At 61.8% G+C, this 26,454-nt stretch carries 24 protein-coding genes; 7 read left to right on the forward strand and 17 right to left on the reverse strand.

Translation table 11 applies throughout. From position 1 onward, the window contains the following. Positions 1-92: 92 nt before the first annotated feature. From QTL95_RS18885 to QTL95_RS18905, 5 genes are read right to left on the reverse strand one after another with little or no spacing between them, the layout of a single operon-like run. Positions 93-1,529, reverse strand: coding sequence for a M81 family metallopeptidase (locus QTL95_RS18885; protein WP_289721450.1), 1,437 nt, complete (start codon positions 1,527-1,529; stop codon positions 93-95). 10 nt (positions 1,530-1,539) lie between these two features. After that, complete coding sequence (locus QTL95_RS18890; RefSeq protein ID WP_289721451.1) at positions 1,540-3,459, reverse strand: beta-N-acetylhexosaminidase; 1,920 nt, start codon at positions 3,457-3,459, stop codon at positions 1,540-1,542. Positions 3,460-3,484: 25 nt separating this feature from the next. After that, the gene (locus tag QTL95_RS18895; protein WP_289721452.1) at positions 3,485-4,261 is read right to left on the reverse strand and encodes an SDR family oxidoreductase; all 777 of its coding nucleotides are present in this window, start codon (positions 4,259-4,261) and stop codon (positions 3,485-3,487) included. Between the two features lie 33 nt (positions 4,262-4,294). Beyond that, positions 4,295-5,158: a MurR/RpiR family transcriptional regulator gene (locus QTL95_RS18900; RefSeq protein ID WP_289721453.1), complete on the reverse strand. Its 864-nt coding sequence runs from the start codon at positions 5,156-5,158 to the stop codon at positions 4,295-4,297. A gap of 26 nt (positions 5,159-5,184) precedes the next feature. Then, a complete protein-coding gene (locus QTL95_RS18905) occupies positions 5,185-5,571 on the reverse strand; it encodes a RidA family protein (RefSeq protein ID WP_289721454.1) in 387 nt (128 codons plus the stop codon). Between the two features lie 112 nt (positions 5,572-5,683). Between QTL95_RS18905 and QTL95_RS18910 the strand changes: the two genes are divergently transcribed. The 4 genes from QTL95_RS18910 to QTL95_RS18925 all read left to right on the forward strand — a co-directional run bounded on the left by QTL95_RS18910 (position 5,684) and on the right by QTL95_RS18925 (position 9,203). Beyond that, positions 5,684-6,169, forward strand: a complete 486-nt coding sequence (locus QTL95_RS18910; RefSeq protein WP_289721455.1) for a hypothetical protein — start codon at positions 5,684-5,686, stop codon at positions 6,167-6,169. Positions 6,170-6,189: 20 nt separating this feature from the next. Further along, positions 6,190-7,665, forward strand: coding sequence for a M81 family metallopeptidase (locus QTL95_RS18915; RefSeq protein WP_289721456.1), 1,476 nt, complete (start codon positions 6,190-6,192; stop codon positions 7,663-7,665). A 1-nt stretch (position 7,666) separates the two neighbouring features. Continuing rightward, positions 7,667-8,767, forward strand: a complete 1,101-nt coding sequence (locus QTL95_RS18920; RefSeq protein WP_289721457.1) for a D-TA family PLP-dependent enzyme — start codon at positions 7,667-7,669, stop codon at positions 8,765-8,767. 133 nt (positions 8,768-8,900) lie between these two features. Then, positions 8,901-9,203, forward strand: a complete 303-nt coding sequence (locus QTL95_RS18925) for a hypothetical protein (protein ID WP_289721458.1) — start codon at positions 8,901-8,903, stop codon at positions 9,201-9,203. Position 9,204: 1 nt separating this feature from the next. On the opposite strand, the gene QTL95_RS18930 is transcribed toward QTL95_RS18925, so the two are convergent. From QTL95_RS18930 to QTL95_RS18970, 9 genes are all read right to left on the reverse strand, one after another. After that, a complete protein-coding gene (locus tag QTL95_RS18930) occupies positions 9,205-10,341 on the reverse strand; it encodes an ABC transporter ATP-binding protein (RefSeq protein WP_289721459.1) in 1,137 nt (378 codons plus the stop codon). An 87-nt stretch (positions 10,342-10,428) separates the two neighbouring features. Then, complete coding sequence (locus tag QTL95_RS18935) at positions 10,429-11,658, reverse strand: ABC transporter substrate-binding protein (RefSeq protein WP_112535163.1); 1,230 nt, start codon at positions 11,656-11,658, stop codon at positions 10,429-10,431. 32 nt (positions 11,659-11,690) lie between these two features. After that, complete coding sequence (locus QTL95_RS18940) at positions 11,691-12,548, reverse strand: carbohydrate ABC transporter permease (protein ID WP_289721460.1); 858 nt, start codon at positions 12,546-12,548, stop codon at positions 11,691-11,693. Next, entirely contained in the window at positions 12,545-13,429 is an 885-nt protein-coding gene (locus QTL95_RS18945) for a carbohydrate ABC transporter permease (RefSeq protein WP_289721461.1), read from the reverse strand. The genes QTL95_RS18940 and QTL95_RS18945 overlap by 4 nt, the downstream gene beginning before the upstream one ends. A 13-nt stretch (positions 13,430-13,442) precedes the next feature. Next, positions 13,443-14,600, reverse strand: a complete 1,158-nt coding sequence (locus tag QTL95_RS18950) for a Gfo/Idh/MocA family protein (protein WP_289721462.1) — start codon at positions 14,598-14,600, stop codon at positions 13,443-13,445. Positions 14,601-14,803: 203 nt separating this feature from the next. Further along, positions 14,804-16,942, reverse strand: a complete 2,139-nt coding sequence (gene scpA, locus QTL95_RS18955) for a methylmalonyl-CoA mutase (RefSeq protein ID WP_289721463.1) — start codon at positions 16,940-16,942, stop codon at positions 14,804-14,806. 106 nt (positions 16,943-17,048) lie between these two features. Next, complete coding sequence (gene msuE, locus QTL95_RS18960; RefSeq protein WP_289721464.1) at positions 17,049-17,609, reverse strand: FMN reductase; 561 nt, start codon at positions 17,607-17,609, stop codon at positions 17,049-17,051. A gap of 126 nt (positions 17,610-17,735) precedes the next feature. Then, positions 17,736-18,761, reverse strand: a complete 1,026-nt coding sequence (locus QTL95_RS18965) for a hydroxyacid dehydrogenase (protein WP_289721465.1) — start codon at positions 18,759-18,761, stop codon at positions 17,736-17,738. A 69-nt stretch (positions 18,762-18,830) separates the two neighbouring features. Next, positions 18,831-19,286 (reverse strand): Lrp/AsnC family transcriptional regulator, encoded by a 456-nt coding sequence (locus QTL95_RS18970; RefSeq protein ID WP_289721466.1) that lies wholly within the window; start codon positions 19,284-19,286, stop codon positions 18,831-18,833. A 166-nt stretch (positions 19,287-19,452) separates the two neighbouring features. Here QTL95_RS18970 and alr point away from each other — a divergent pair, with 166 nt between their 5' ends. Continuing rightward, positions 19,453-20,571 (forward strand): alanine racemase, encoded by a 1,119-nt coding sequence (gene alr, locus QTL95_RS18975; protein ID WP_289721467.1) that lies wholly within the window; start codon positions 19,453-19,455, stop codon positions 20,569-20,571. 28 nt (positions 20,572-20,599) lie between these two features. Next, on the forward strand, positions 20,600-21,856 hold the full coding sequence (locus tag QTL95_RS18980; protein WP_289721468.1) for a D-amino acid dehydrogenase: 1,257 nt from the start codon (positions 20,600-20,602) through the stop codon (positions 21,854-21,856). 74 nt (positions 21,857-21,930) lie between these two features. Here QTL95_RS18980 and QTL95_RS18985 read toward each other — a convergent pair whose 3' ends face one another. Genes QTL95_RS18985 through QTL95_RS18995 form a run of 3 tightly spaced genes read right to left on the reverse strand, consistent with a single transcriptional unit; the run spans position 21,931 to position 24,922 of the window. After that, the gene (locus QTL95_RS18985) at positions 21,931-22,572 is read right to left on the reverse strand and encodes a ThuA domain-containing protein (protein WP_289721469.1); all 642 of its coding nucleotides are present in this window, start codon (positions 22,570-22,572) and stop codon (positions 21,931-21,933) included. Between the two features lie 16 nt (positions 22,573-22,588). Further along, positions 22,589-23,689, reverse strand: a complete 1,101-nt coding sequence (locus QTL95_RS18990) for a Gfo/Idh/MocA family protein (protein ID WP_289721470.1) — start codon at positions 23,687-23,689, stop codon at positions 22,589-22,591. A gap of 33 nt (positions 23,690-23,722) precedes the next feature. Further along, a complete protein-coding gene (locus QTL95_RS18995; protein ID WP_289721471.1) occupies positions 23,723-24,922 on the reverse strand; it encodes an ROK family transcriptional regulator in 1,200 nt (399 codons plus the stop codon). 211 nt (positions 24,923-25,133) lie between these two features. Here QTL95_RS18995 and QTL95_RS19000 point away from each other — a divergent pair, with 211 nt between their 5' ends. After that, positions 25,134-26,444 carry an ABC transporter substrate-binding protein gene (locus tag QTL95_RS19000; RefSeq protein WP_289721472.1) on the forward strand — a complete coding sequence of 437 codons (1,311 nt, stop codon included), beginning with the start codon at positions 25,134-25,136 and terminating at the stop codon, positions 26,442-26,444. Positions 26,445-26,454 lie beyond the last annotated feature (10 nt).

A 26,454-nucleotide genomic window follows, 5' to 3' on the forward strand; every position in this document is an offset into this window, starting at 1 on the left:
GGGTGCAAATCACCCGGAGTTTCGGATGACGGCGCCTTAGCAGGTTCGGCGCGCCGCCGAAACCTGCCAAGGCGAAATGTCGCTAAGAGATGTCAATCCTGCCAGCGCGCCGAGAAGCGCGCTTGCGGCTGGTAATAGAAATCGCGGTCGAACGGGAAGGCCGGCCGAGCCCGGCGCTTGCTGACGAGGCTCTTGATATCCTGGTTTACAACGCCCTCGGTCAGCGCCATCAGGTTCGGATTGGCGATCGGCGCAAGCTCCGGCGACAGATAACCGGACTTGACGACGAGCAGCCGTACCGCCTTCGGATCGAGGCCAAGGCGCGTGAAATCGGCGATGTTGTGATAGGGTCGGCGCCGGGCCGCCAGCACGACCGTGATCTCGCTGACCCTGACCACCGCCTCGCGCTCAGCCTCAGCCCCTGGATCAACCAGCGTGACGACTTCGGCCTCCACCTTGGCCGGCTTGCTTGATGGATCGAGCGTGCCGCCGATCGAAAGCGCGATCGTAGCGCCCTTCCCTGCGGCAAAGCAGGCCTCCACCGCCGGTCGATCCGTGATGCCCGCGAGCAATGCTCCTTCGAAGTTTCTGGCGATCAGTGCATTCAGCACATCGGCGCGATCGCCGACGCCACCACCGGTCGGATTGTCGGCGGAATCGGCAAGAATGACGGGTTTTGTCTGGGCCTTCTCGGCAATGTCGAGCATATCAGGCAGAGGACCGGTGACCGGGCCGAAACGGAACTCGTCGCGGGCATCCCAATAGGACCGGGCGATCTCTTCCGCCGTCTTCGCCGCCGCCGTCTTGTGCGACCCGGTGACTACGGCGCAGGCCGTTGCCCGCGGTTCGTCCGCCCAGACATAGCCGATCATCAGGTTGGCATCGAGTATGCCTTCGCGGCGATCGAGATCGGGCAGGACATCGTAGAGGCCCTTGGTCGGCTCGTCCTCCGTCGAGGTGCGCTCGCCGGGCCATAGCACTGGAACCGGCGCCCATGCGACGCCCGGCCGCTTACCCGATTTCAGGGCATCGACCAGCATCGACCAAGCGCGCACCATGGTCTCCCGAACGTCGATATGAGGTGCCGTACGGTAGGCGGCGAAGATATCCAGCTGATCGACGATCCTCTGGGTAACATTCCCGTGCAGGTCATAGCTCGATGCGACGATGCAATCCGGACCGACCACCGCGCGGGCGGCCGAGATCCAATCGCCCTCGGCATCGTCCATGCCCTCGACGTTCATGGCGCCATGCATCGCGAGATAGAGCCCTTCGACGGGCAGTGCCGCCTTGAGGCGATCCAGGAACTCGGCCTTGAATGCTTCGTAGGCGACCCGTGAAACGGGACCGCCGGGCACGGCGCGGGCATGTAGAAGCGGAATGTGTTCGACACCCTCCGCCTCCAGAAAGTTGAAATACTCGGCTTCGAGAAGATCCGCGCCGCGCAGGACGCGAAAATCCTCGACCGCCATCAGCACCGGGGAATAGGTGCTGCATTCCGTGTGAATTCCGCCAACGGCGATGCGCATGGTCAGCACCTCACAGCTTCGGGCTCAGCGGCACGATGGCGCAGAAGCGAAGCCAGTCCTTGGCGGCCTTCGGCGTCCATGCCGCCTCGGCAATAGCCGGCAGGCGGGGGAAGACGAGATGGTTGAAATAGCCGCGCGACAGGAAGTGCTCCGACCAGATGCAGGCCTGCACTCCCTTCATCTTGCTCCTCAGTTCTTCCGGGAAATCGCCTTCGGCCTCATAGCCGTAGGTATGCGCCGGCGGCACGGTTCCCGCCCAGCTTGCGCCCGGCTCCTGGAAGGCTTCGTCCTGTACCATGTCGAGATAATAGGCCTGGCCGGGCGTGATCACGACCTCGTAGCCTTCCCTCGCCAGATCGATGCCGACCTGCGGGTTTTCCCAGGCCATCAGCAGCGTGTCTGCAGCCGCAACACCGCCGCCATGGGCGACCTCGTTCCAGCCGGCCAGCTTGCGGCCGCGCGCCGTGAGCATGTCCTTGACGCGTTTCAGGAAATAGGACTGCAGCGCGAAGGTGCCCTCGATGCCTTCCTGCTCCATCAGCTTCCTGGCGAGCGGCGAGGCGAGCCAGGAGCCGTTCGCCACTTCGTCGCCGCCGATATGGATATAGGAGGACGGGAAAAGCTCGACCATTTCGTCGAAGACCTTCTCCAGGAATTCGTAGGTGAGCGGAATGGCCGGGTTGAGCGCGTTGTTGGGATAGCCTTGAACGGAATGATAGCTTTCCGGCGCTTCCTGACCGTCGGTGAGGTCTGGCAGGGCAGCAAGTGTTGCCGCGTTGTGGCCGGGGATGTCGATCTCGGGAACGACCTCGACGCTCAGCGATGCCGCATGGGCGACAATCTCGCGCACCTCGTCCTGCGAATAGAAGCCGCCGACCGGTTCGGCGCTGTTGCCGAGCTGCGGCAGAAGCGGCTCGTCCGGCCCGCGCAGGACGCCCGTGGTCGTCAGCTGCGGATAGGCCTTGATCTCTAGGCGCCACGCCTCGTCGTCGGTGAGGTGCCAGTGGAAGATGTTGAGCTTGAGCCAGGCCAGGATGTCGATCAGGCGCTTGACGTCGGCGCTCGGGTAGAACTGGCGGGAAACGTCGAGGTGGCAGCCGCGCCAGCCATAGCGCGGCTGGTCGGCAATGGTGCCCGAGATCGGGAAGCGGAAGGTGTTCGGGTTGCTGCGGGCGCCGTGCAGCAGCTGGGCGAGCGATGTAAGGCCGTACTGACGACCGGCGGCATCGGCATGGGAAAGGGTGATCTCGTCGGCGCCGAAGACGAGCTTGTAGCCTTCCGCGGCAAGCGATATATCCTTGACGAAGCGCAGCGCGCGGCCCTGGGGCGATGCAGCCAGGTTGAACGGGGCATGGCCGCTTTCGAAGAGGCGGCGGAAGAGCGAGAGCACCGTGGAGATCGCGCGCAGGTCGTCGGAGGACGAACCTTCGGCCGGATAAAGCACAACCGGAAAACCTTCACCCGGCTTGGCATCGATGGACGCCGGCCAGGGCTGCAGGGCGAAGGGCAGGTCGAGCTTGCCCTCAGGCAGCAGCACAGGCGGCGGCTCGCTGACAGCGTTTTCGAGCAGCAGGTCGGAAACCAGAACCGTGACATGCTTTCCATCGGCGAGAGTCACATAGGCGGACTTGGCACCATCGGTGCAATGCTTGGCCGGCCGGTGCAGGCCGCTGACGGTGAAGGTCCAGTTGTTGCCGGGCTCGATCGCCACGCCTTCAGGCGGCGCGAATTCGTGGAAGTTCGCGTTGCGGCGCAGGAAGACCGCGTTCTCGCAGGCCGCCCGGTCGATCACGCGGGTGAGCGACGTGTAGACGAGCTTGAAGCCTGAAAGCGGCGCGTCGGAGAGATTGAAAAGTGTGAAGGTAAAGCGGCCGTTCGGCCCGCCATCCGGTTGCCAGGTGCTTTCCAGGCGATAGGAAGCCGTTTCCATATCTGTTCCTCTCTTATTATGATTGTCAGTAGTGTTCGGACTGCGAGAACGTGCGCGCGAGCTCCGCCTGGCCGGCGGTTAGGCCGCAATCGACGGGAAGGCAGACGCCCGTGATGGCCGATGCGAGCGGGCCGGCGAGGAAGCCGACGGCATTGGCGACATCCTTGGGATCGACGACGCGCTGCAGCGGATACCAGCGCCGCGCCTCCTCGAAAACATTGGGATTTGCCGCAGCCCGCGCTTCCCAGGCCTGGGTGCGGACGGTGCCGGGGGCGATGGCGTTGGAGCGGATACCGAACTTGCCGTATTCGACGGCGATCAGCTTGGTGAGATGGAGCAGCCCGGCCTTGGCGGCGCTGTAGGCGGGGTGGCCGAAGACATTCATGCCGTTGACCGAGGCGATGTTGATCACCGATCCGCGCGACGCCTTGAGCATGTCCTCGACCGCGCGGAAGCACAGGAACGCCGCTTCCAGATTGAGCGCGTTGTCCATGCGCCAGATCTCCGGCGTGGTGTCGTGCAGGCTGACGGCGCGGGCGGCACCCGCATTGTTGACAAGCGTGGCGACGGTACCGAGCGCCGCGGCGCGGCTAGCCATCTCGGCGACACTTGCGGCATCGGTCACATCGCAGGCGAGAGCGACGAAACGATCCGCCGGGCCGAGTGCCGAAGCCGCCTTTTCCGCGGCGGCGAGATCGATATCGACAAGCAGGACCACATCGTAATCGTCGGCAAGCCGTGCTGCGATGGCGCGGCCGATATCGCCTGCGGCGCCGGTTACGATCGCTACCGATTTCGTCATTCTATGTTCCCTTTATAGTACCGCATGGAATTGTCAGTCCCCGAGCAGCTGGCGGTCGTCGCCATCGCGGTGGGCGACCAGCTGTTGCTTGATGCGGCGCAGCGCTACCGCCGCCTTCGGCTGGATCGCATAGGCGACGAGGCTGGCGAGGATATCGATGGCAGCTATGTAGGCAATGCGGGTCGAGGTCGGCCGGAAGATGTTGTTGCCTTCCTGCAGATCGATCGGAATGACGATTTCCGCCGCCTGCGCGACCGCGCTGCCGCTTTGTGTGAGCGCGATCGTCGTCACCCGTGTCTCGCGCGCCAGCGCGAAGGCGCGGACCAGCTCGTTGTTGCGCCCCGAAAACGACGAGCCGATCAGCACATCCGTCGGCTTGGCGGCGGCCGCCATCATCAGCTGCATGCTGTGGTCGGAAGTGGCGGTGACGTGCAGACCGAAACGGAACAGGCGGTTCTGCAGTTCGCTGGCGACCATCGACGAATTGCCGCCCGACCCGAAGGCATAGATCATGTCGGCGCGCGACAGCCGCTCCGCCGCCAGCTCGATGGCGGCCAGATCGAGCGATCTATGCAGCAGGAACAGCGCATTCTGCGCCTTGGTGACGATATCCTGCGCCACGTCGGCCGGATTGCTGCTCTTAGGCTCAGGCTTGAGATAGCGCATGCCGACATAGGCGGTGCGGGCAAGCTGGACCTTGAAGTCGGCGAAGCTCTCGCAGCCAAGCCTGCGGCAGAAGCGGGTCACCGTCGGCGGCGAGACATCGGCCTTCTCGGCAAGCTCGATGATCGAGGCATTCACAGCGAATTCGAAATCATTCAGAAGGATATCGGCGATGCGGGTTTCCGATGGCGAAAGCCTGGCCTTTTCTTCCTGAAGTGTCGAAAAAATATCCATGCTCAGCCCCCCGCAGATTCGATTGATCAATCATTGGGTTTATAGGCGACGCAGTCGATTTCAACCTTGCAATCGACCATCATCGACGATTGCACGCAGGCGCGCGCCGGCGGGTGCTCGCCGAAATATTCCTGATAGATGCTGTTGAACGTCCAGAAGTCGCGCGGGTCGTCGAGCCAGACGCCGCAGCGAACGACGTGCTCGAGCCCGTAGCCGGCTTCCTCAAGAATGGCGATGACGTTCTGGATGGTCTTGTGCGTCTGCGCGACGATATTGCCGTCGATGATCTCGCCATTTTCCATGGCGACCTGACCCGAGACATAGAGCCAGCCGTCCGCTTCCACGGCGCGTGCGAACGGCAGCGGCTTGCCGCCTGCACCCTTTTGAACCGTACCGTAGCGCTTGATGGACATTGACGGATCCTTGCAAATTATTTTCGTGATAAGTTGACAAGTGACCATAGAAAGCGGAATTTGACCAGCGAAAAACGCCAATCATGAAAAGAATTTCAATACGAGGGAGTTTATGCGCGATCCTTTCCAAAATCCCTTCCCCGCTTCCGACACAGCCAGACACGCTATCTGGGAGATGCTGGTTCCGCGCGATATCGATGCCTTCCTGGCGGCCGACTGGTCGATGGTGGAGCATGATTTCGTAGAGGAAGGCTTCATCGGCATCGACGGGCGTAAGGAAACCAGTCCTGACAAATGGCGCCTCGCGTTCCCGGCTCTTTCCGCCTATCGCGACGAGTGGCTGCGCCAGGCACAGGACTTCGCGACCCAATCCTTCGCCGAAGACACCCGCGCCGCCATCTTCACGACGACCACGCTCGAAGACATCGAGATCGAGGGCGACATGGCGCTGGTGCGCAAGAAGTTCAACGGCGGCATCAAGAAAGCCGATGGCAGCCTTGATGTCATGCAGTGGCAGACACTTTACTACTGCCGCAAGCATGAGGGCCGCTGGAAGATCTGCGGCTTCACAGGCTATCTGCCGAACCCGATGGGCTGATCAACAAGAAGGCCGAACCCTTGCGCATTTTCACGGCGGCGCTCGCAACCGAGACCAATACTTTCTCTCCGATCTGCGTTGACCGACGCGCCTTCGAAGCCTCGCTCTACGCGCCGCCCGGCGAGCATCCCGATACGCCGACGCTCTGCACTGCACCGATCACCGTCGGCCGGCGCGTCTGCGCGGAAAAAGGCTGGGATCTGATCGAGGGCACGGCCACCTGGGCAGACCCGGCAGGCCTCGTCAACCGCTCGACCTATGAGAGCCTGCGCGACGAGGTTTTGACACAGCTGACCGCAGCGATGCCGGTGGATGCCGTCGTGCTCGGGCTTCATGGCGCGATGGTCGCGGCGGGCTATGACGATACGGAAGGCGATATACTGACGCGCGTGCGCGAGATCGTCGGGCCCGACATTCTCGTCTGCGCCGAGCTCGACCCGCACAGCCATCTGACGGTGAAGCGGTTCAAGGCGGCCGATGTCTTCGTCTATTTCAAGGAATTTCCGCATACCGATTTTGTCGATCGCGCCGAGGACCTGTGGCGAATTACGATCGATACGCTGGAGGGCAGGGTCAAGCCCGTCATGTCGGTCTTCGATTGCCGGATGATCGACGTCTACCCGACGTCGCGCGAGCCGATGCGCTCCTTCGTCGACAAGATCATGGGGATCGAGCAATCGGACCCGGATATTCTCTCCATCTCGGTCATTCACGGCTTCATGGCCGGCGACGTGCCCGAAATGGGCACCAAGATGCTTGTTGTTACCAACGGTAAGCCGGACAAGGGCGACGCGATGGCGCGCGAACTTGGCCTTGAGCTGTTCTCCAAGCGCGGCACTTTCATCATGCCGCAGATCGACGAGACGCAGGCGGTCACGCAAGCGATGTCAGCCACCGCATGGCCTGTCGTCATCGCCGACGTATGGGACAACCCGGGCGGCGGTACCGCCGGCGATGCGACCGTGCTGCTTGAGGAACTGCGCGCTCGCGGCGCCAAGGATACCGCGATCGGCACGATCTGGGACCCGATGGCCGTGCAGATCTGCATGGCCGCCGGCGAAGGCGCGGAAATTCCGCTGCGCTTCGGCGCAAAGTCGGCGCCCGGCACCGGCAACCCGGTGGACGGCACCGTGAAAGTGGTAAAGCTGGTCGCCAATGCCGAAATGCGCTTCGGCGAGAGCTTCGCTCCATTCGGCGACGCCGCGCATATCGTGCTCGACGGTATCGACATCATCCTCAACTCGACGCGCGCGCAGAGCTTCGATCCGAGCCTCTTCTCGGTAATGGGAATCGATCCCACATCGAAGAAGATCCTGGTCATCAAGTCGACGAACCATTTCTACGCTTCCTTTTCGAAGATCGCCTCGGAAATCATTTACTGCTCGGCCGGCACGCCTTATCCAAACAATCCGGCCAAGACGGCCTATCGTCATGCGCCGAAGACCATATGGCCGATGATCGCGGATCCCCACGGCACAGAACGCGGAGCAGCGTGACATGCAGAATAATCCTTTTGCCGTCGTGGCCAAGGCCGGCGACAACGTCGCCGATCTCTCGACCCCACGCCCCATCATCGATGAAGATCGCCTGGCGGCGAACATAGCGCGCACGCAAAGCTATATGGACCAACACGGGCTGAACTTCCGCCCGCACATCAAGACGCACAAGATCCCGGCGCTGGCGAGCGCGCAGGTGGCGGCCGGCGCCAAGGGCATCAACTGCCAGAAGATCACCGAGGCCGAGGTTTTCGCAGCCGCAGGTTTCGACGACATCCTCATCACCTTCAACATTCTCGGCCCTGAGAAGCTCGGTCGCCTGGCCGACCTCAACGAGCGTATCGGCGGCCTCAAGGTCGTCGCCGACAGCACGGTGACCATCGACGGCCTCTCGGCGCAGTTTGCCGCCCGCAAGCCGCTGGTCGTGCTGGTGGAGTGCGATACCGGCGGCGGCCGCTGCGGCGTGCAGACGCCGGCAGAGGCGTTTGCGCTCGCCAAGCGTATTCATGACGCAAAGGGACTGACTTTCGGCGGGCTGCTGAACTACCCGAAACCGGGCGCTGCGGCCGAAGTGCAGGCGTTTCTCAGCGAGACGCTGGCGCTGCTGAAGGCAGAGGGCATCGGCTGCCCGATCGTCAGCAATGGTGGCACGCCGAGTCTCTTCGAAGCGCATCTCGTGACCGCCGCGACCGAGCATCGCGCCGGCACCTACATCTACAACGACCGTTCGATGGTACGCGCCGGCCATTGCGGCGAGGACGATTGCGCCATGCACGTGCTGACAACGGTGGTTTCCCGCCCGACCGCCGACCGTGCGGTTATCGACGCCGGCTCCAAGGCACTGACATCCGATCTGCTCGGCTTTTCCGATTATGGCACCGTAATTGGCTATCCCGAAGCGGTGATCACCGGGCTCTCCGAGGAACACGGCGTTATCGATTTCAGCAAGTGCGGCGCCAAGCGCCCCGAGATCGGCGAGAAAATCCGCATCATCCCGAACCACACATGTGTCGTCTCGAACCTTTTCGACACCATGGTTTTCCACCGCGAAGGTCTCGTGACACGTGTCGAGGATGTGGCGGCGCGCGGATTGGTCTGGTAGCCGATCCTCCCCGCCCTCAACTCTTGTTTTCGCTGTCGAAAAAGCTGCTTCTGACGGGGCTTGACGTTACGCGTTTCGGACGCATCTCTTTCGTCAGCAGCGCGCGATGGACGCGCGCAAGGGAGGTGGTTCAATGCGAATTCTGGTAGCAATGGGAATAGCGGCAAGTCTGGCGTTAATCTCGGCAGCCGAGGCGCCGCGCGAATGGCAGGTCGCCGGCGGCGTGAGGGTCGATTCCGATCCCATCCTGCTTGCCCGCTACGATCATGCCCTGCGCTATTGCGAGCCGGAGGCCGAGTATCGCGGCTCCATCAACACCGCCAGCCTGCTCTATGTAACGGCGCTACGCAGTTGTTTGAGCCGCCAGGGTTTCACTGACCGCGGCTCGTTCGCCTATCCGGCGAACAATCTTTTCTGGCACTTCCTCGATCGGTAGATCAGGCCGCCGTCGGCGAGCCGAGCAGATTGAGATCGATATCGGTAAGTTCGACTCGGCGCTCGAAGGCGAGACCCGCATCATCGAAAAGATGGCAGTCGGCGGCATTTATGCCGGCAACCAGCGGCTGCTCAGCGCGGACGCCGGCACGACCCGGCAGCGTCGCGCAGAAATTCTCACCTTCGCCATCCAGCGAAGCATAGGCTACCGTCTGCGCTCCGAGGCGCTCGATGACGGTCGGTGTGACGTTGATCGTGATATCGCCCGACCCGATATGAATATGCTCGGGACGAACGCCGAGCGACAGCGTCGCGCCGACCGCTACATCGCGGGGAACGACGGGAATCGTCAGCTTCTGCCCCTTGTAATCGACGCTCACACCGGCATCGCCGACGCCGGTACAGGTGACGGGCAGGATATTCATCTTCGGATTGCCGATGAAGCCGGCGACGAAGAGATTGGCGGGCTTGTGATAGAGTTCGAGCGGCGCGCCGGTCTGGGCGATATCGCCGGCGTTGAGGACGACAATGCGATCGGCCATCGTCATCGCCTCGACCTGATCGTGCGTGACGTAGATCATGGTCGCTTTCAGCTGACGGTGGAGCTTGGCGAGTTCGATGCGCATGTCGGCGCGCAGGGCCGCGTCAAGGTTCGAAAGCGGCTCGTCGAACAAGAAGATCTTCGGTTCGCGCACAATGGCGCGGCCGATCGCCACGCGCTGGCGCTGCCCGCCCGACAGCATACCGGGCTTCTGCTGCAATCGCTGGTCGAGGTGGAGAATGCGCGCGGCGTTCTCGACCTTGGCCTTCAGCTTTTCTTCTTCCATCTTCTCGACGCGTAGCGGGAAGGCGATGTTCTCGAACACCGTCATGTGCGGATAAAGCGCGTAGGACTGGAACACCATCGCGATGCCGCGCTTGACCGGCGGCAGCTCGTTGACCCTGACCCCATCGATGACGATATCGCCGGCGCTGGTTTCATCAAGGCCCGCGATCATGCGCAGCAGCGTGGACTTGCCACAACCGGAGGGTCCTACGAAGACCACGAATTCCCCGTTCTTAACTTCGAGCTGAACGCTCTTGAGAACCTCGAAGTCGCCGTAGAACTTCTGAACCTTGTTGAGAAAAAGCTGTCCCAAAACCTGTCTCCGGTCGCCGCGTCACCCGGCGCTAATACGTAATAGATAAAGGATCGCGGGTGTTGCGCCCGCGATCCCAACAAAGGCTTACTTGAACGCTTCGATTTCGCCGGCAGCCTTCTTCAGGGCGTCGGCCGGTTCGGCCTTGCCCGTCACGACGGACTGAACCATCTCGATGATCGAGTTCTGGAAACCCTTGTAGTCGGTGAAGAGCGGCTCCGGACCACCGAACTGGATACCGTCGATGAACGGCTTCCACGACGGATCGGCCTTGACGAATTCGTCAACCTTCGCCGACGGACGCAGCGGCGTCAGGCCGGCGCCGCCCTGGAGCTCGTATTCGCCCTGCGGACCCGGAGAGGTGATGTACTTGGCGAATTCGATCGCCTTGTCTTCCACGCCGGAGCCCTTGAAGACGGCAAGGCTGTCGGTGATGAGCAGTGTGCCTTCGCCCTTGGCCGACGGTCCGAGCGGAAGTGCCGCGACACCCCAGTTGATCTTGGTGTCCTTGAGGCGGGCAGCAGCGCCCGAACCGGCCTGGATCATGCCGACCTTGCCATCGAGGAAGATGGCGCGGATTTCGTTCTGTTCGTAGGCGGTGGCGCCTTCGACGGAATAGGGCGTGATGTCCTTGTAGGCCTGGAGCGCAGCCAGAACCTCGGGGCTGTCGATGACGATCTTGTCGCCATCGATGACCTTGCCGTTATTGGTGTAAACCCAATGCATGAACTGGTGCATGGTGTTGTCGAAGGTCTTGGCCGGAAGGCCGTAGCCCGCGATGCCGGTCTTTTCCTTGATCTGCTTGGCGTCGGCGATTTCTTCAGCCCAGGTTGTCGGCGGCTTCTCGGGATCAAGGCCAGCCTGCTTGAAGATATCCTTGTTCCAGTAGAGAGCCTTGGTCGAGAAGGCGACCGGAACGCCCCACTGATTGCCGTCGAAGGTCACGGTATCGACGATGTTCGGATAGTAGCTCTTCTTCTCTTCGTCGGTCATCGGCACCGGAACGATCAGGTCGTTCTGGGCGAATTCCTTGAGCGTGCGCGAGCCTACATAGGCCATGGCGACGGGTGTGCCGGCGGCAGCCAGCGTCGTTGCCTTGTCCTGGCACTGCTCCCAGCCGACGACTTCGGGCTTGACGCTCCAGCCCGGATTCTTGCCTTCCCACTCCTTGATGTACTTCTCATGGATCGGGTCGATCTTGTCGCCGCAGTAAATCCAGCTGATTTCCTGATCGGCGGCCTGGGCGGTCATGGCACCGAGCGCGGTCGAGCCGAGCAAGGCAAGGGCCATGAGCCCGGTCTTGAATTGAATCGTCATTCTTATGCTCCCGTTTTTTCTCTGGTTGTGGCTTACTGTTTCACCGCGCCGGCGGTCAGACCGCTGACGAGATACCTTTGAAGGAAGAAGATAACGATCATGGCGGGTGCGATGCCGACGAAGCTCGCAGCCATGAGTTCGTTCCAGACGACTTCCTGGCGGCCGAAATAGGCGAAGAGCCCGACAGGCAGCGGCGCATATTCGGTCTTGGAGTTGAAGGTCAGCGCAAAGATGAACTGCTGCGCATAGGAGCCGATGAAGGTGGTGATCGCGACCACGGTGATCCCGGGCATGGCGATCGGCAGAATGACGCGGCGCAGCGTGTAGAAATGGCTGGCACCATCGACGAAGGCGGCTTCGTCCAGTTCCCTGGGGATACGCATCATGTAGGTCCGCAGCAGCCAGATCGCCGACGGGATGAGGAAGGCGACGCCCGGCACCATGATCGCAAAATAGGTGTTGAGCAGGCCAAGCGAGCGCATCAGCCTGAAGAGCGGGATGAGAAGCACGGCACCCGAGAACATGTTGACCGCCAGGAACGCGCCGAGCAGCACTCCAGCGCCCTTGAACTCGAAGCGGGCGAAGGCGTAGGCCGCCGGGACCACCAGCACCAGCACAACCGCGGTCACGATGGTCGAGATGAAGAACGAGTTGAAGATGTAGCGGGCGAAGCCGGGAACGCTGACCCACATCGTCCTGTAGGCTTCGAAGGAACCGTTTTCGGGAATGAAGCGGTAGGGCGATGAGAACAGCTGACTGAGCGGCTTCAACGATACCAGGAAACCCTCGACGAACGGCGCCAGCACGAAGGTCAGGAACACCAGGATGCCGGCATAGATGCCGACGATCTCGTACCACTTGTAACGGTTGATCAGTTGCGAGCGGTTCATCGCTTGTCTCCCGAGGCAAGGCGGCTGGTCAGGCGGAAATAGCAGACGCAGAAGATCGACAGGAAGATGCAGATCAGCACGGCGCGTGCGGCACCCTCGCCGTACTTGTTCGACCCGATCGCCGTCTTGTAGGTGTCGATGATCATCGTCGTCGTCTCGCCGCTAGGCCCGCCGCGCGTGAGAATCCAGATGATGTCGAAGGAATTGAAGGTCGAGATGAGCGACAGCATCGACATGGTGATCATCGATGGGACGATCAGCGGCAGGGTGATGCGGCGGAAGCGATAGAAGCGCCCGGCGCCGTCCGTCCAGGCGGCCTCATAGAGATCCTGCGGGATCGCCTGCATGGCGGCGAGCATGTAGAGCGTCACCATGGGAACGCCGATCCACACGTCGGTGATGACGGTCGCCCAGAAGGCGGTCGAGCCCTCGGCCAGGAACGCCACCGGTCCGGAAACCAGCCCGAAGCGCTGCAGCATGCCAGAAATCATGCCGAACTGGCCGTTGTACATCCAGCCCCACATGAAGATGCCGATCGCCATGGGAACGATCCATGGCGGCATGGTCAGCACGCGAAACAGCGCCCTGCCCGGCACCGCCGAGTTCAGCATCGTTGCGCCGAAGACGCCGATGATCATCTTGATCGACACCGAGAAAAACGTCCAGATGAAGGTCCGGATGATGACCTCGGCGAAGGTCGAGTTGAAGATTTTCGCGTAGTTGATCCAGCCGACCCAGTTGGTCGTGCGTTTCAGCGACGCGTCCGTGAAGGACAGGATGAATGTATCGACCAGCGGATAGGCGACGATAACCGTGACATAAAGGACAGCCGGGAGAAGCAGGATCCAGGCGAAGATGACGGTGCTTCTTTGAACACTCATCCTGCCGCCCTCCTCAAGCCGCTCTTGCGTGAAGCGCCTCGTCGAAACGATCCCATAGCGGGCGCAGATCGACGACTGTCTTCTTCATACGGGCCTCATCCATGGAAAGTGCGAGAATGCCGGCTTCGAGCGCGTTGAGCGTCGAAACGGGAAGTTCGGTGCCGTTGCGCACGCTGTCGAGCAGGTCGGCCGCCATCTGTTCGTCGGCGCCGTAGTGCTGCGAAAGCTCGGTCGCTGCGTACTTGTTCTCCACCACCTTCTTGCCGGTCAGCTGCTCGTGGACATCGAGATAGCCGCGCACGAAATCGCCCTCGGCCATGCCGCGCGAGCCCATGATAGCGAAGCGGCGGAACTGGTCGGGCACGTTGAGATTGGTGTGGAAATTCATGCCGACGCCATTGGCGTATTCAACGATGGCGACCTGGTAGTCGATGATGTCCGCATCGCTGTCGAACACCTTGTCGGACCCCATCCAGCCGCTTGGCTTGCGATGGAACATCTCCAGATCGTTGATGCCCTCACGGGCTGGATCGTTAGCCGGCGTAAAGCTCTTGCGGCCGCCGAAGCTTGCAACGCGCTCGGGACGGGCACCGACGACGCCGTTATAGAGGTCGAGGTCGTGGCAGCACTTTTCCAGCATGAAACTGCCGGAATAACGCTCGTAGCGGCGCCAGTCGCGCATGAAGAAGGCGCCATGATAGGGCTCGATATGCTCGGAAGCCTCGATCGAGACGATCTGGCCGAGCTTGCCGGTGGTCTGGATGGCGCGCAGGTCCTTGTAGAGCGGCGAATAGCGCAGCACCAGACCGACCATCAGCCGCTCATGGCCGAACTTCGCCATCAGGTGCGCGAGTTCGATGCTCTCGGCGATCGTGGTGACGATGGGCTTCTCGCAGAACACCTTGAGACCGGCCTCGAGACCGAGCCTGATGTGATCGAGATGCAGGTGATTGGGGGAACCGATCATCAAGAGATCGAGCTTTTCATTGGCAAGCAGCTCTTGCGGCGTGGCGTAGGCCTTGCCGACCGAAATGCCCTTTTCGACAAGTCCGGGAAGGCCCGCGGGATCGGGATCGACGTAGCCCACGAACTCTATGCTCGGGTCGATGGCGCTGAAGACATGTCCAAGATAGCCGAGCCGAAATCCGAGCCCGATAATTCCCACTTTCATGCTATTCCCGTTCCCAATTACGTAATTTATTTTCGTCAGGTTGTGACAAAAATTCGAACGCGTCAACACGAATCCCGCAAAAAGTTCGATGCATGAAATTAATTTTCATGATCGGCTATTTTAGAGCGATCTATGAAAATGATCCTCCGGCCGACGCCGGAACTGGAAACGGCCTCATCGCCGGCAAGCACGACACGGAGCCCCTACTGGTTTCGCCGCTTGCCTTCCAGGAGATCAAGCACCGAGTTGGCGGCGTCGAGCACGTTGGTGCCCGGGCCGAAGACGGCGGCAACGCCGTGATCCATCAGGAACTGATAGTCCTGCCGGGGAATAACCCCGCCGATCACCACGATGATATCCTCGGCACCTTTCGCCTTCAACGCATCGATCAGTTGCGGTGCCAGCGTCTTGTGGCCGGCTGCGAGCGACGACATCCCGACGATCTGGACCTTGTTCGCGACGGCAAGATCCGCTGCTTCGCCAGGGCTTTGAAACAATGGGCCTGCGAGCACGTCGAAGCCGATATCCCCGAAAGCCGAGGCGATGACCTTGGCGCCGCGGTCATGGCCGTCCTGCCCGAGCTTTGCAACCATCACCTTCGGCCGATGCCCGATCGTTTCACTGATCTCAGTCATTCTACGTCGAAGCACGACAAGTTCCGGCTCGTCGCGATAGGCCTCGCCGTAGACATCCTTGACGACTTCGGGCGTCGCGGCATGATCGCCGAAGGCGGCACGCATCGCATCCGATATCTCGCCGACCGTTGCGCGGGCGCGCGCCGCATCCACCGCCGCCGCCAGAAGATTGCCGCGGCCACTTTTCGCCACTTCGGTCAGCGCCGCCAGCGTTCCGCCTACTTCCGTCGCATCCCGGCGACGCCTGGTCTCCTCCAGCCGCCGGATCTGTGCGGCGCGCACTGCGCTGTTGTCGATATCGCGAATGTCGATCGGCTCCTCGTTGTCGAGGCGATATTTGTTAACCCCGACGATGATCTCCTCGGCCTTGTCGACGGCCGCCTGGCGGCGCGTTGCGGCTTCCTCGATCAGCCGCTTCGGCAATCCTTCGTTCACCGCCCTCGTCATCCCGCCAAGCGCCTCGACCTCTTCGATCAACGCCCAGGCCTTGTCAGCGAGTTCCTTGGTCAGGCTCTCGACATAGTAGGAGCCGGCCAGCGGATCGACCACCTTGGTCACGCCGGTCTCGTGCTGGAGGATAAGTTGGGTATTGCGGGCGATGCGTGCCGAAAACTCCGTCGGCAGCGCGATCGCCTCGTCGAACGAATTGGTGTGCAGCGACTGCGTGCCGCCGAGCACCGCGGACATTGCCTCGAAGGCGGTGCGCACGATATTGTTGTACGGATCCTGCTCCTGGAGCGAGACGCCCGATGTCTGGCAATGTGTGCGCAGCATCAGCGAGGACGGCTTTACCGGTTTGAACTCCTGCATGATCCGCGTCCATAGCAAGCGCGCCGCCCTGAGCTTCGCCGCCTCCATGAAGAAATTCATGCCGATCGCGAAGAAAAAGGAAAGGCGGCCGGCGAACGCATCAACATCGAGGCCCTTGGCGATCGCGGCACGGACATATTCGCGGCCGTCGGCAAGCGTGAAAGCCAGCTCCTGCACCAGCGTCGCCCCGGCCTCCTGCATGTGGTAGCCGGAGATGGAGATCGAGTTGAACTTCGGCATCTCCTTCGCCGTGTACTCGATGATATCGGCGACGATCCGCATCGAGGGTTCGGGCGGATAGATATAGGTGTTGCGGACCATGAACTCCTTGAGGATGTCGTTCTGGATGGTCCCGGAGAGTTCGGCGCGCGATACGCCCTGCTCCTCGCCGGCGACGATGAACGACGCAAGGATCGGGATGACCGCGCCGTTCATGGTCATGGAGACGGAGATTTTCTCGAGCGGGATGCCATCGAAGAGGATTTTCATGTCCTCGACGCTGTCGATCGCCACACCGGCCTTGCCGACATCGCCTTCGACACGCGGATGGTCGCTATCGTAGCCACGATGGGTAGCAAGGTCGAATGCGACGGAAACGCCCTGCTGACCCGCGGCGAGCGCCTTGCGATAGAACGCATTGGAGGCCTCCGCGGTCGAGAAGCCGGCATATTGCCGGATCGTCCAGGGCCGCCCCGCGTACATCGTCGCGCGGGGACCGCGCGTGAATGGCGAGATGCCAGGAAGCGAACCGAGATGCGGCAATCCTTCGATATCGTCCTCGGTGTAGACCGGCTTGACGTCGATGCCCTCGGGGGTTTTCCAGACGAGCGTCTCGGCTGGAGCGCGAAGCTCCTTCTCTGCGAGAGCCTGCCAATCTCCAACGGTCTTCTTCGTCATTACGTCCTCCGGCATTCTTATTTGCCGCAGGCTAGCACTTTACAGACGCGGGATGCGAGAGACCCGTTGATGATTTGTCGAGGACGATCGCTCGCCGGGTTTCCCCTCATTCGGCAGCGGCGAGCGCCGGATTGCTGTGACGGAAGAAGGCGGAGAGTTCCCCCACGACCTCGGCGATGCGCGCCGAGAGCGGCTCCGAGACTATCTTGTAATCGGTGAAGTCTCGATCCGAGGCGTAAACAGCGGTCGGCAGCGTGTGCGCCATGAAGAAGCCGAACAACGGACGAAGCTGGTGCTCGACCATCAACGCATGCCGGTCGCCGCCGCCGGTCGCGGAGATGATGATCGGCTTGGCGCGCAGTTCATGCGGATCGATGAGATCGATCAGGTGCTTGAACAGGCCGGGATAGGAGCCCTTGTAGGTCGGCGAGCCGATAATCAGCACGTCGGCATTCACGATTTCATCGACAATGCGTCTAGCAGTTTCATCCAGTTCCCTGCGCCACTGCGCTTGGCCGAGCGAAGGGCCGACATCCGTCAGATCGTAGATCGTGGCGTCGAAGCCGTACCTGTCGGTGGCGCGGCCAGCCAAATCCTCCACCAGCGCACGCGTCTTCGATGGCCGATTGAAACTTCCTGCGAGGCCGACGAGTTTGGGAGCGGACATGCGATACCTTTCCAGCACACGAAATGTTGGAACCAATATTGTCTATCAATATTGTAGATTAAAGAAATGACTGTTCGTGTTTTGCCGTTCCGGTGAAAAATCGCTGTCGTTATAGCGCATGGCGGATCAGGAAACGCTGACAGGCTTTGAGCGAAGCCGGCTTGCCGTTGCCGGGTCGGCGCGGCGGCATAGCTGCGGCGGCAGACCGCGCATGATCAGCTCCGCATCCGCAACGGCCATCGAGCCGAGCGCATAGAACGCATCGCGCGTGCCGCCCGTTCGGTGCGCGGAAAGCAACAGTCCCTCGACCTTGCGAACGGGATCATCCGCGGCGACCGGCTCTTCCGGAAACACGTCGGTCGCGGCGCGGATGTGGCCGGAACGGACCGCCTCGAGCATCGCGGGGAAATCCACCACTGCGGCCCGGCTCATCAACAGGAAGGCGGAGCCCGGCTGCATCAGCGCGAACTCGCGCCGGCCGATAAAGCCTTCGTTTTCGCTGGTAACGCTCGCGAAGACGAAGACGACACGGCTCTCGCTGAAGACTTCGTCCAGAGAGGCGGGCGTGCAGTCGTGCCGCTCGACGATCTCGTTGGGCAGCCAGGGATCGAAAACCCGCACCGTGTTGCGGAACGGACGGATCAGGTCACGAAGCTGGCGACCGAGATCGCCGAAGCCGACAAGGCCGACCGGCGCGCCGGCAAACCGGAAGGTGCCGTCATTGCCGGCAAGACCATATTGCTCGGTGCCGGCTCGGAAAGCCCTGTCCGCCGTCGTCAGTCCGCGCGCGAGATCGAGCGCCATGCCGAGCGCTGCTTCCGCGACCGGAGAGGCGAAGGCGGATGCCGGCGTGATGACCCAGATGCCGCGCTCCACGCAGGCCTGGTAATCGATATTGGGCAGAAAGTTGGACTCGACGTTGATGATCGCCTTGAGCTTCGGTGCACGATCGAGCCTCTCCTTCGGCATATCGGTCTGGCCAAAGATCAGCACCGTATCGGCAAGCAGCGCCTCGACCTGCTCGGCCGGCATCTGCCGATCTTCGCAGACGACGACTTCTCCCAGCTGCTCCAGGCGGTGGCGCACATCCGCCGTCATGATAAGATCGAGCGTCCGCGGCAACGGATCGACGAGAATGATATTCCTGCTCATGTTGTCTCCTCTTCCCGCAGACAACATGGAAATACGACCGCATCTACGCAAGCGTTTTTATGGTGGTCGCTACTTTTGCCGCGTGGAGAGAACGTTGCGGATCGAGAAGCTGGAATTGATCCTTAGCACCCCCGGCATGACCGAAAGAATCTCCTTATGTATCCTTTCGAAGGCACCGGCGCTTTCGACATCCACCCGGAGTAGATAGTCGGACCCACCCGTCATCAGGAAGCATTCACGGATTTCGGGAAACTTGCGAACAGCGGATTCGAAACGGTTGAGATATTCTTCGGTCTGGCGCTCCAAAGTGATCTGGATGATCACGGCGATCGGCTGCTCCCCTGCAGCCATGTCGACCAGTGCCGTGTAGCCGGTAATGATTCCGGCCTTTTCCATCAGCGTGATACGCCGCAGACAGGCTGAAGGAGACAGGCCGACTTCCCTGCCGAGATCGACATTGGAAATACGTGCGTTAAGCCGAAGCTGCCGGATGATCTTCCTGTCGATCGCATCGGTTTCGTACATGTCACTCCTTATGCGAAATGCCCGAGGCCTCAACGCGCACAAAACATTGAAAATATCGAATAAACTTGCTGAAACTAAGCATCGAACGCACGTTTCTGCAAGTGATTGCACGGATAATTCGATGAATCGTGGATAATCTCTTGACATCGCATATCGAGGCACGGCCATGAACAGCAGCTCTATCAATCTCACGCTCGCCAACGATGGCTGCGGAGTGTTGACGATCGATCTCGGCTCCATCGCCGAGAACTATCGCAGGCTGTCGGCCGAGGTCAGCCCCGCCACGGCGGCAGCGGTCGTCAAGGCCGACGCCTATGGTCTGGGCGCCGTCCCTGTCAGCCAGCGGCTCTATCAGGAGGGCTGCCGGTCCTTCTTCGTGGCCCACTTCCTCGAAGCCGTGCAGCTGCGACCGTCGCTGCCTCAGGATGCTTCGATCTACGTGCTGAACGGCCTGCAGCCGGGTCATGAGGAACGCGCCGCGATCCTCGACATCGTGCCGCTTCTGAACGGCATGGAGCAGGTCATGGCGTGGGCGCGAGCTGCCGTGAGCCAGGGACGACGGCTGAAGGCGGCGCTGCAGGTCGACAGCGGCATGTCCCGCCTTGGCCTCTCGGGCGAGGAAATCGCCGGCCTGCTCGCCGAACCTGCCATTATGGCAGGCATCGACCTCTCGCTGCTGGTAAGCCACCTTGCCTGCGCCGACGAACCCGAGAACCCGGCCAATGCGGAACAACTCGAAGCACTGCACGAGGTCTCGAAACGCTTTCCGGACCTGCCGATTTCCTTCGCCAATTCCGGGGGCGTGTTTCTGGGCGGCGCCTTCCACGGCTCACTAGCGCGGCCGGGCATTGCGCTTTACGGCGGCGCGCCGCACGCGGGTGGAGAAAACCCGATGCGGCCGGTCGTGCGGCTGCACATTCCCGTCATTCAGACGCGAACCGTTCCTGCCGGCGCGCGGGTCGGCTATGGCGGTAGGTTGGTGGCCGACCGCACGATGCGGCTCGCAACGCTCGCTGCAGGCTATGCAGACGGCATCCCGCGTAGTCTCGGCGATCGCGGCGCGGTCTATTTTGGCGGCCAGCGTCTGCCGATCGCCGGTCGAGTTTCGATGGACAGTATGACGGTCGACATCAGCGACCTGCCGGAGGGTACGCTTACACTCGGCATGCTGGTCGAAGTGATCGGCGACAACCAGACCTTGGAAGTGATCGCAGACGATGCCGATACCATTTCCTACGAAATTCTGACACGGTTGGGGCGACGCTATCAGCGCCGCTACATCTGATCGGGCCCTTTCTCATTCGGAGTGCATAATGAAGATCACTGTGCTTGGTGCCGGCGTCATCGGCGTAACGACCGCCTACTATCTCGCGAAATCGGGACATGAGGTCACGGTCCTTGAACGACTGGCAAGCCCGGCGCTGGAAACGAGCTTTGCCAATGCCGGCGAGATTTCGCCCGGCTACGCCTCGCCCTGGGCCGCCCCCGGCATTCCGCAGAAGGCCCTGAAGTGGCTCTTCATGAAGCACGCGCCACTGATCATCCGCCCGACGCTCGACGCCGCGACATGGGCGTGGGTCATCGCCATGCTCAGAAACTGCACATCGGCCCGCTACGCGATCAACAAGAGCCGGATGGTTCGGCTCGCCGAATACAGCCGCGACTGCCTTATCGATCTGCGCGCCGAGACCGGCATTGCCTATGACGAGCGCACGCAGGGCACGCTGCAGCTGTTCCGCACGCAGAAGCAGCTGGATTCGATCGCCAAGGACATCGCAGTGCTCGCCGCCGATGGTGTTCCCTTCGAGGTGCTGGATCCCGCTCAATGCGTGGCCGCCGAGCCCGGTCTCGGTCCCGTGCGCCAGAAGATTGTCGGCGGCCTTCGCCTGCCCAACGACGAAACCGGCGACTGCTACAAGTTCACCAACGAGCTGGCCGCGCGGGCCGAAGCGCTGGGTGTGCGCTTCGTCTATGGTGTCGAGGTCAAATCGCTGCGCACCGAAAGCCGGCGCATCGCCGCCGTCGAAACCAGCCAAGGCACCTTCGAGGGCGACGCCGTGATCGCGGCTTTCGGCAGCTTCACGCCAGCGTTGCTGAAGCCGCTCGGCCTGAAGATCCCGATCTATCCGGTCAAGGGCTATTCGATCACCGTTCCGATAGTCGACGAGACAAGGGCGCCCGTTTCGACAATCATGGACGAGACCTTCAAGATCGCCATTACCCGCCTTGGCGATCGCATCCGCGTCGGTGGCATGGCCGAGATCGCCCGCTTCAACAAGGATCTGCCGGAAGCGCGCAAAGCGACGCTGGTGCATTCGGTGGAAGACCTGTTCGGTGGGGCTGGCGACCAGAGCAAGGCGCAATTCTGGTGCGGCCTGCGCCCGATGACGCCGGATGGTACGCCCATCATCGGCAAGACTGTCTACGACAATCTCTACCTGAATTCGGGCCACGGCACACTCGGTTGGACCATGGCCTGCGGATCAGGTCGCCTGCTCGCCGACCTGATCAACCGGGAAAAGCCGGCGATCTCCGCAGATGGCTTCGATATGACCCGCTACGCGGCCTGACCGCATCGGGTGGTGCAGCAATAGAAAACGCCGGCGCGAGAGATCGCGCCGGCGTTTTCCTTATCAGCAATGTCTCAGCGCGCCGCCCAGTTGGCGCCGCGACGAAAGATCGTGCGCATCTCCGGCACCGAGAACTCCTTCGCCTGATGGCCGAGCGAAGAATAGAACACGCGCCCCTTGCCGTATTTCCGCTTCCAGGCAACCGGCATCACCACGCCATCGATCCAATAGGCGTGGTCGCCGGTGAAGGTCGTGGTCGCCAGCACCTCGTTGGAAGGGTCGACGTGCATGTAGTATTGCTCGGAGGTGTAGGGGAAATCGCTGATCCCCTGCATGATCGGGTCATCCGGCCTGGTGATGTTGACCTTATAGTCGATGATATTGCCGGGATGGGCGACCCACTGGCCGCCGACGATGAACTGATACTCCACGCATTCGCGGAAGCTGTCGCCGGCGCCGCCGTGATAGCCGGCAAGCCCGACGCCGCCCTCGATCGCCTCGGCGAGATTCTTGATCTCTTCCTTCTCGATCTTCGACATCGTCACGATCGGCACCACCAGCGAGAGGTCATGCACGGACGGGTCCGCGAAAGCCTCGGTGGTATGCTCGACATAGACCTTGAAACCGTCTTCCTCCAAGATGTCCTTGACGATGGCGGCGCATTCCTGCGGCTCGTGACCGCTCCATCCACCCCAGACAATCAGTGCTTCACGCATAGTCTTCCTCCTGAAATTACTTGGCCAGCCTGCCGTCGACCAGCGATTCCGACAGCGGCGCCGGCCGCTCGGTCTGCGTCGAGATGGCGATTGTTCGCCCCGTCTCCGAGGCCGTGTGGAAGGCCTCCATGATCTCCAGCACGTGCAGCGCCAGGCTGCCGTTAGCCCTGTGCGGCCGGTTGGACCGGATGGCATGTGCGAGATCCGCGACGCCGATCGAGCGGTAGTTGCCGTCGGCGTAGGGCGCCGTCAGCGGCTGCGCCTCAAAGGCGCCGCCCTTCTTCAACAACTCCACCTCGCCGCCGAAATGATTCGGATCCGGCACGATCAACGTGCCCTCGGTGCCGTAGACCTCGAGCGGGACATGCTTGTGGCCGGCGACATCGAAGCTCATGCCGATCTGCACGACCGCACCGTTGACAAAAGCCATCAGGCCGGACACGTGCGTCGGCACATGCACCGGAATGTGCTCGCCGTTGCGTGGCTCGCTGGTGATGATCCGCTCCCTGCGCGGCGTCACGGCGAAGCCCGCGATCTGGGCAACCGGACCGAACAGGTTGACGAGATCGGTGATGTAGTAAGGCCCCATGTCAAGCATCGGACCGCCGCCGACTTCGTAGTAGAAGGCCGGATTGGGATGCCAGCGCTCGTGGCCCGGGCACATGAAGGTGGCGGTGCCGCCCACCGGCTGGCCGATCACGCCCTTGTCGATCAGCGTCCTCGCGGTCTGGTGCCCTCCGCCGAGGAAGGTATCGGGTGCCGCGCCGATGCGCAGGCCCTTGGCCTTGGCGGCCTCCGCCAATTGCTTGCCCTCGGCGAAATTGATGCCGAGCGGCTTTTCCGAATAGGTGTGCTTGCCGGCGGCCAGCGCCTGCAGGCCGACGGCGACGTGCGCCTTCGGGATCGTCAGGTTGACGATGATCTCGATGGACGGATCGGAGAAAAGCGCATCGACGCTCTTTGCAGGCACGTTGAACTCGGCCGCCTTCGCCTGCGCGAGATCGCTGTTGAGATCCGCCACGCCCTTGATATCGAGAATGGGGAACGAGGCCATGGCTTTAAGGTAGGCTCCGGAAATATTGCCGCATCCGATGATGCCTATGCCGACTCGATCCATGATTTCCTCCCAATGGATTCCTGATTGAAAGTGTCAGAGCGCCGGGCCCGTCGTGTTCCAGGGCGACTCGTAGAGTTCGTAGAGGGCGACGGCGGCCGCGCCCTGAGCCCAGAAGTCGTCGGTCGAATCGTCGAAGACGAGTTCCGCCACGCCCTTGAGCGATGGCGGAATAGCCAGCGCATAGGCGTTGCGCAGGCTTTCCAGGAATGGCTCGCCAAGCGCCAGACTGGATCCGACCAGAATGACCCGCGGCGGCGCGAAGATGGTGACGATATTGGCGACCGCGACGCCAACTGCCTCCCCTGCCCGGATCGCGGCGCCGATCAGCGTGCTGTCTTCCGCCTTGATCAGCGTCTGCGCGTGGGTCATGCCGCGGCCGAGACGGATCGCCTCTGCAAAACGTCCGCCGGCCGGCTGCTCACCGAGGATCTCGTTTTCACCCGCCTGGCTTGACAGCCGCACGATGCCGCGCGGCCCCATGCCGAGCACGAGATCGCCGAGATTGTGGCTGAGACCACCAGCGCCGCGAAAGAGCTGGTTGCCGTGAAGCACGCCGAGACCAAGCGTCTGTTCCAGCGAAATGAGTACCATATCCTCGAGATCACGCGCCTTGCCGAACCAGTGATGCGCCAGCGTGATGGCATGGGCATCGCTTTCAACGATGGTCGACGTGTTCAGCCGCGCGGTCATCTCGCCGGCGAAATCGACATTGGTGTCGCGCAGGATCGGGCTGCTACGGATATGCCCCGTCCGGTGCTCGATCACGCCGGGAAGGCTCAGGCAGACGGTGTCGACATCCTCAAGCGACAGGCCGGCGTCCACCACGCAACGCCGCACGCCATCCTCCACGAGATCGGCGATCACGCCGATCGGCTGGCGATCGATACGGATCGGCAGTTCCAGTTTCGACAGCACGTCGCCACGGAAATCGGCAACGACGAAGACAAGTCGGTTGGCGGCGATCTTGGCGCCGACGACGCGCGCCGCATCGGGGTTGAGCTCCAGCATGACACGCGGCCGGCCGCGCGCCGCCTCGTTGCGGATATCGCCTTCATGGCGCGGCAGGATGAGGCCGTCGTCGAGCAGCGACGCGGTGATGGCCGAAACCGTGGTCGTCGACAGCTGCGTACGCTCGCTGATCTCGACACGGGAGATCGGACCGTGCCGGCGGACCGTATCCAGCACGTTCAAGCGATTGATCGCGCGCATCAATTCCGGATCTGCGGTCTTCATGAAATCTTGCGAGGCTCTTATGTGGCGCCCGTCTGGTGGGCGGTTATTTTCATCGGTATGCGAATTAAATAGGGTTCGCTTTCAGCCTCCTGTCAAGCCAAATCTAGCAAATTAGCACTAGGGAGTTGACATTCTGGCAAACCTGCCGATCATTTAATCCGCATAAGGGAAAAATTGTAGAGGACGATTTCACCCTTGAGGAGGAGAACCCATGCTTGATCATAAAAGGGCGACAGCCCTGCTTAGAAGCCGTGCCTTCGCCCGCTCCGCCGCCACCGGATTGGCGCTTTTGATTGCCGCCGGCAGCGCTGCGGCCGATACAACCATCAAGTGGATGCATCTGGAAATCGATCCGACCTATCTCGGCGTCTGGCAGCAGATCGTCAAGAATTACGAGGCTGAGCATCCGGGCACTAAGGTGGAGATGCAGTTTCTCGAAAACGAAGCCTTCAAGGCCAAGCTGCCGACACTGCTGCAATCCGACGATGCACCGGACCTTTTCTACAGCTGGGGCGGCGGCGTCTTGAAGCAACAGCTGGCAACAGGCGCCCTGCTTGATCTCAGCGAGGCAATGAACGCCAAGGATGGCGCGTGGGTCAAGACCTACAACCCCGCCTCCGTCAAGGGCCTGAGCTATGACGGCAAGATCGGCGCTGTCCCCTATGCGGTCGGCACCGTATCCTTCTTCTACAATAAGGAGTTGTTCGCGAAGGCTGGCGTCGATGCGACCACCATCAAGACCTGGGACGATTATCTCGCCGCGGTCAAGAAAATCAAGGACGCCGGCATCGTGCCGATTGCCGGCGGCGGTGGCGAGAAATGGCCGATCCATTTCTATTGGAGCTATCTCGTCATGCGCGACGGCGGCCAGAAGGTCTTCGACGCCGCCAAGAATGGCGAGGGCGAAGGCTTCAACGATCCGGCGATGATCAAGGCGGGCGAGCAACTGGCCGAGCTCGGCAAGCTCGAGCCCTTCCAGCCAGGTTATCTCGGTGCCACATGGCCGCAGACGCTCGGCGTCTTCGGCGACGGGAAGGCGGCGATGATCCTTGGCTTCCAGAACACCGAGGCCAACCAGCGCACCAATGCCGGGGACAAGAAGGGCCTGAACCCGGACAATATCGGCCGCTTCGCCTTCCCGGCGGTTACAGGCGGCGCCGGCGCGGTCACCGACACGCTGGGCGGGCTGAACGGTTGGGCCGTCACCAAGAAGGCGCCACCGGAAACGCTCGACTTCCTCGCCTACCTCACCAACGCCGAGAACGAGCGCACGATGGCCAAGGCCGGGATGATCATTCCGGTGGCTGTCGGCGCCGAAGATGGCGTGACCAACCCGCTGCTGCATGAATCGGCCGAGCAACTGGCGCATTCGACCTGGCACCAGAACTTCTTCGACCAGGATCTCGGCCCATCGGTCGGCCGCGTCGTCAATGACGTCTCCGTCGCGATCGTTTCGGGACAGATGAGTCCCGAGGATGGCGCCCAGCAAATCCAGGACGCTTTCCAGCAGGATCAGTTCTGATCGACGTCGG

This window comes from Rhizobium sp. S152 (assembly GCF_030380735.1).
Taxonomy (GTDB): domain Bacteria; phylum Pseudomonadota; class Alphaproteobacteria; order Rhizobiales; family Rhizobiaceae; genus Rhizobium.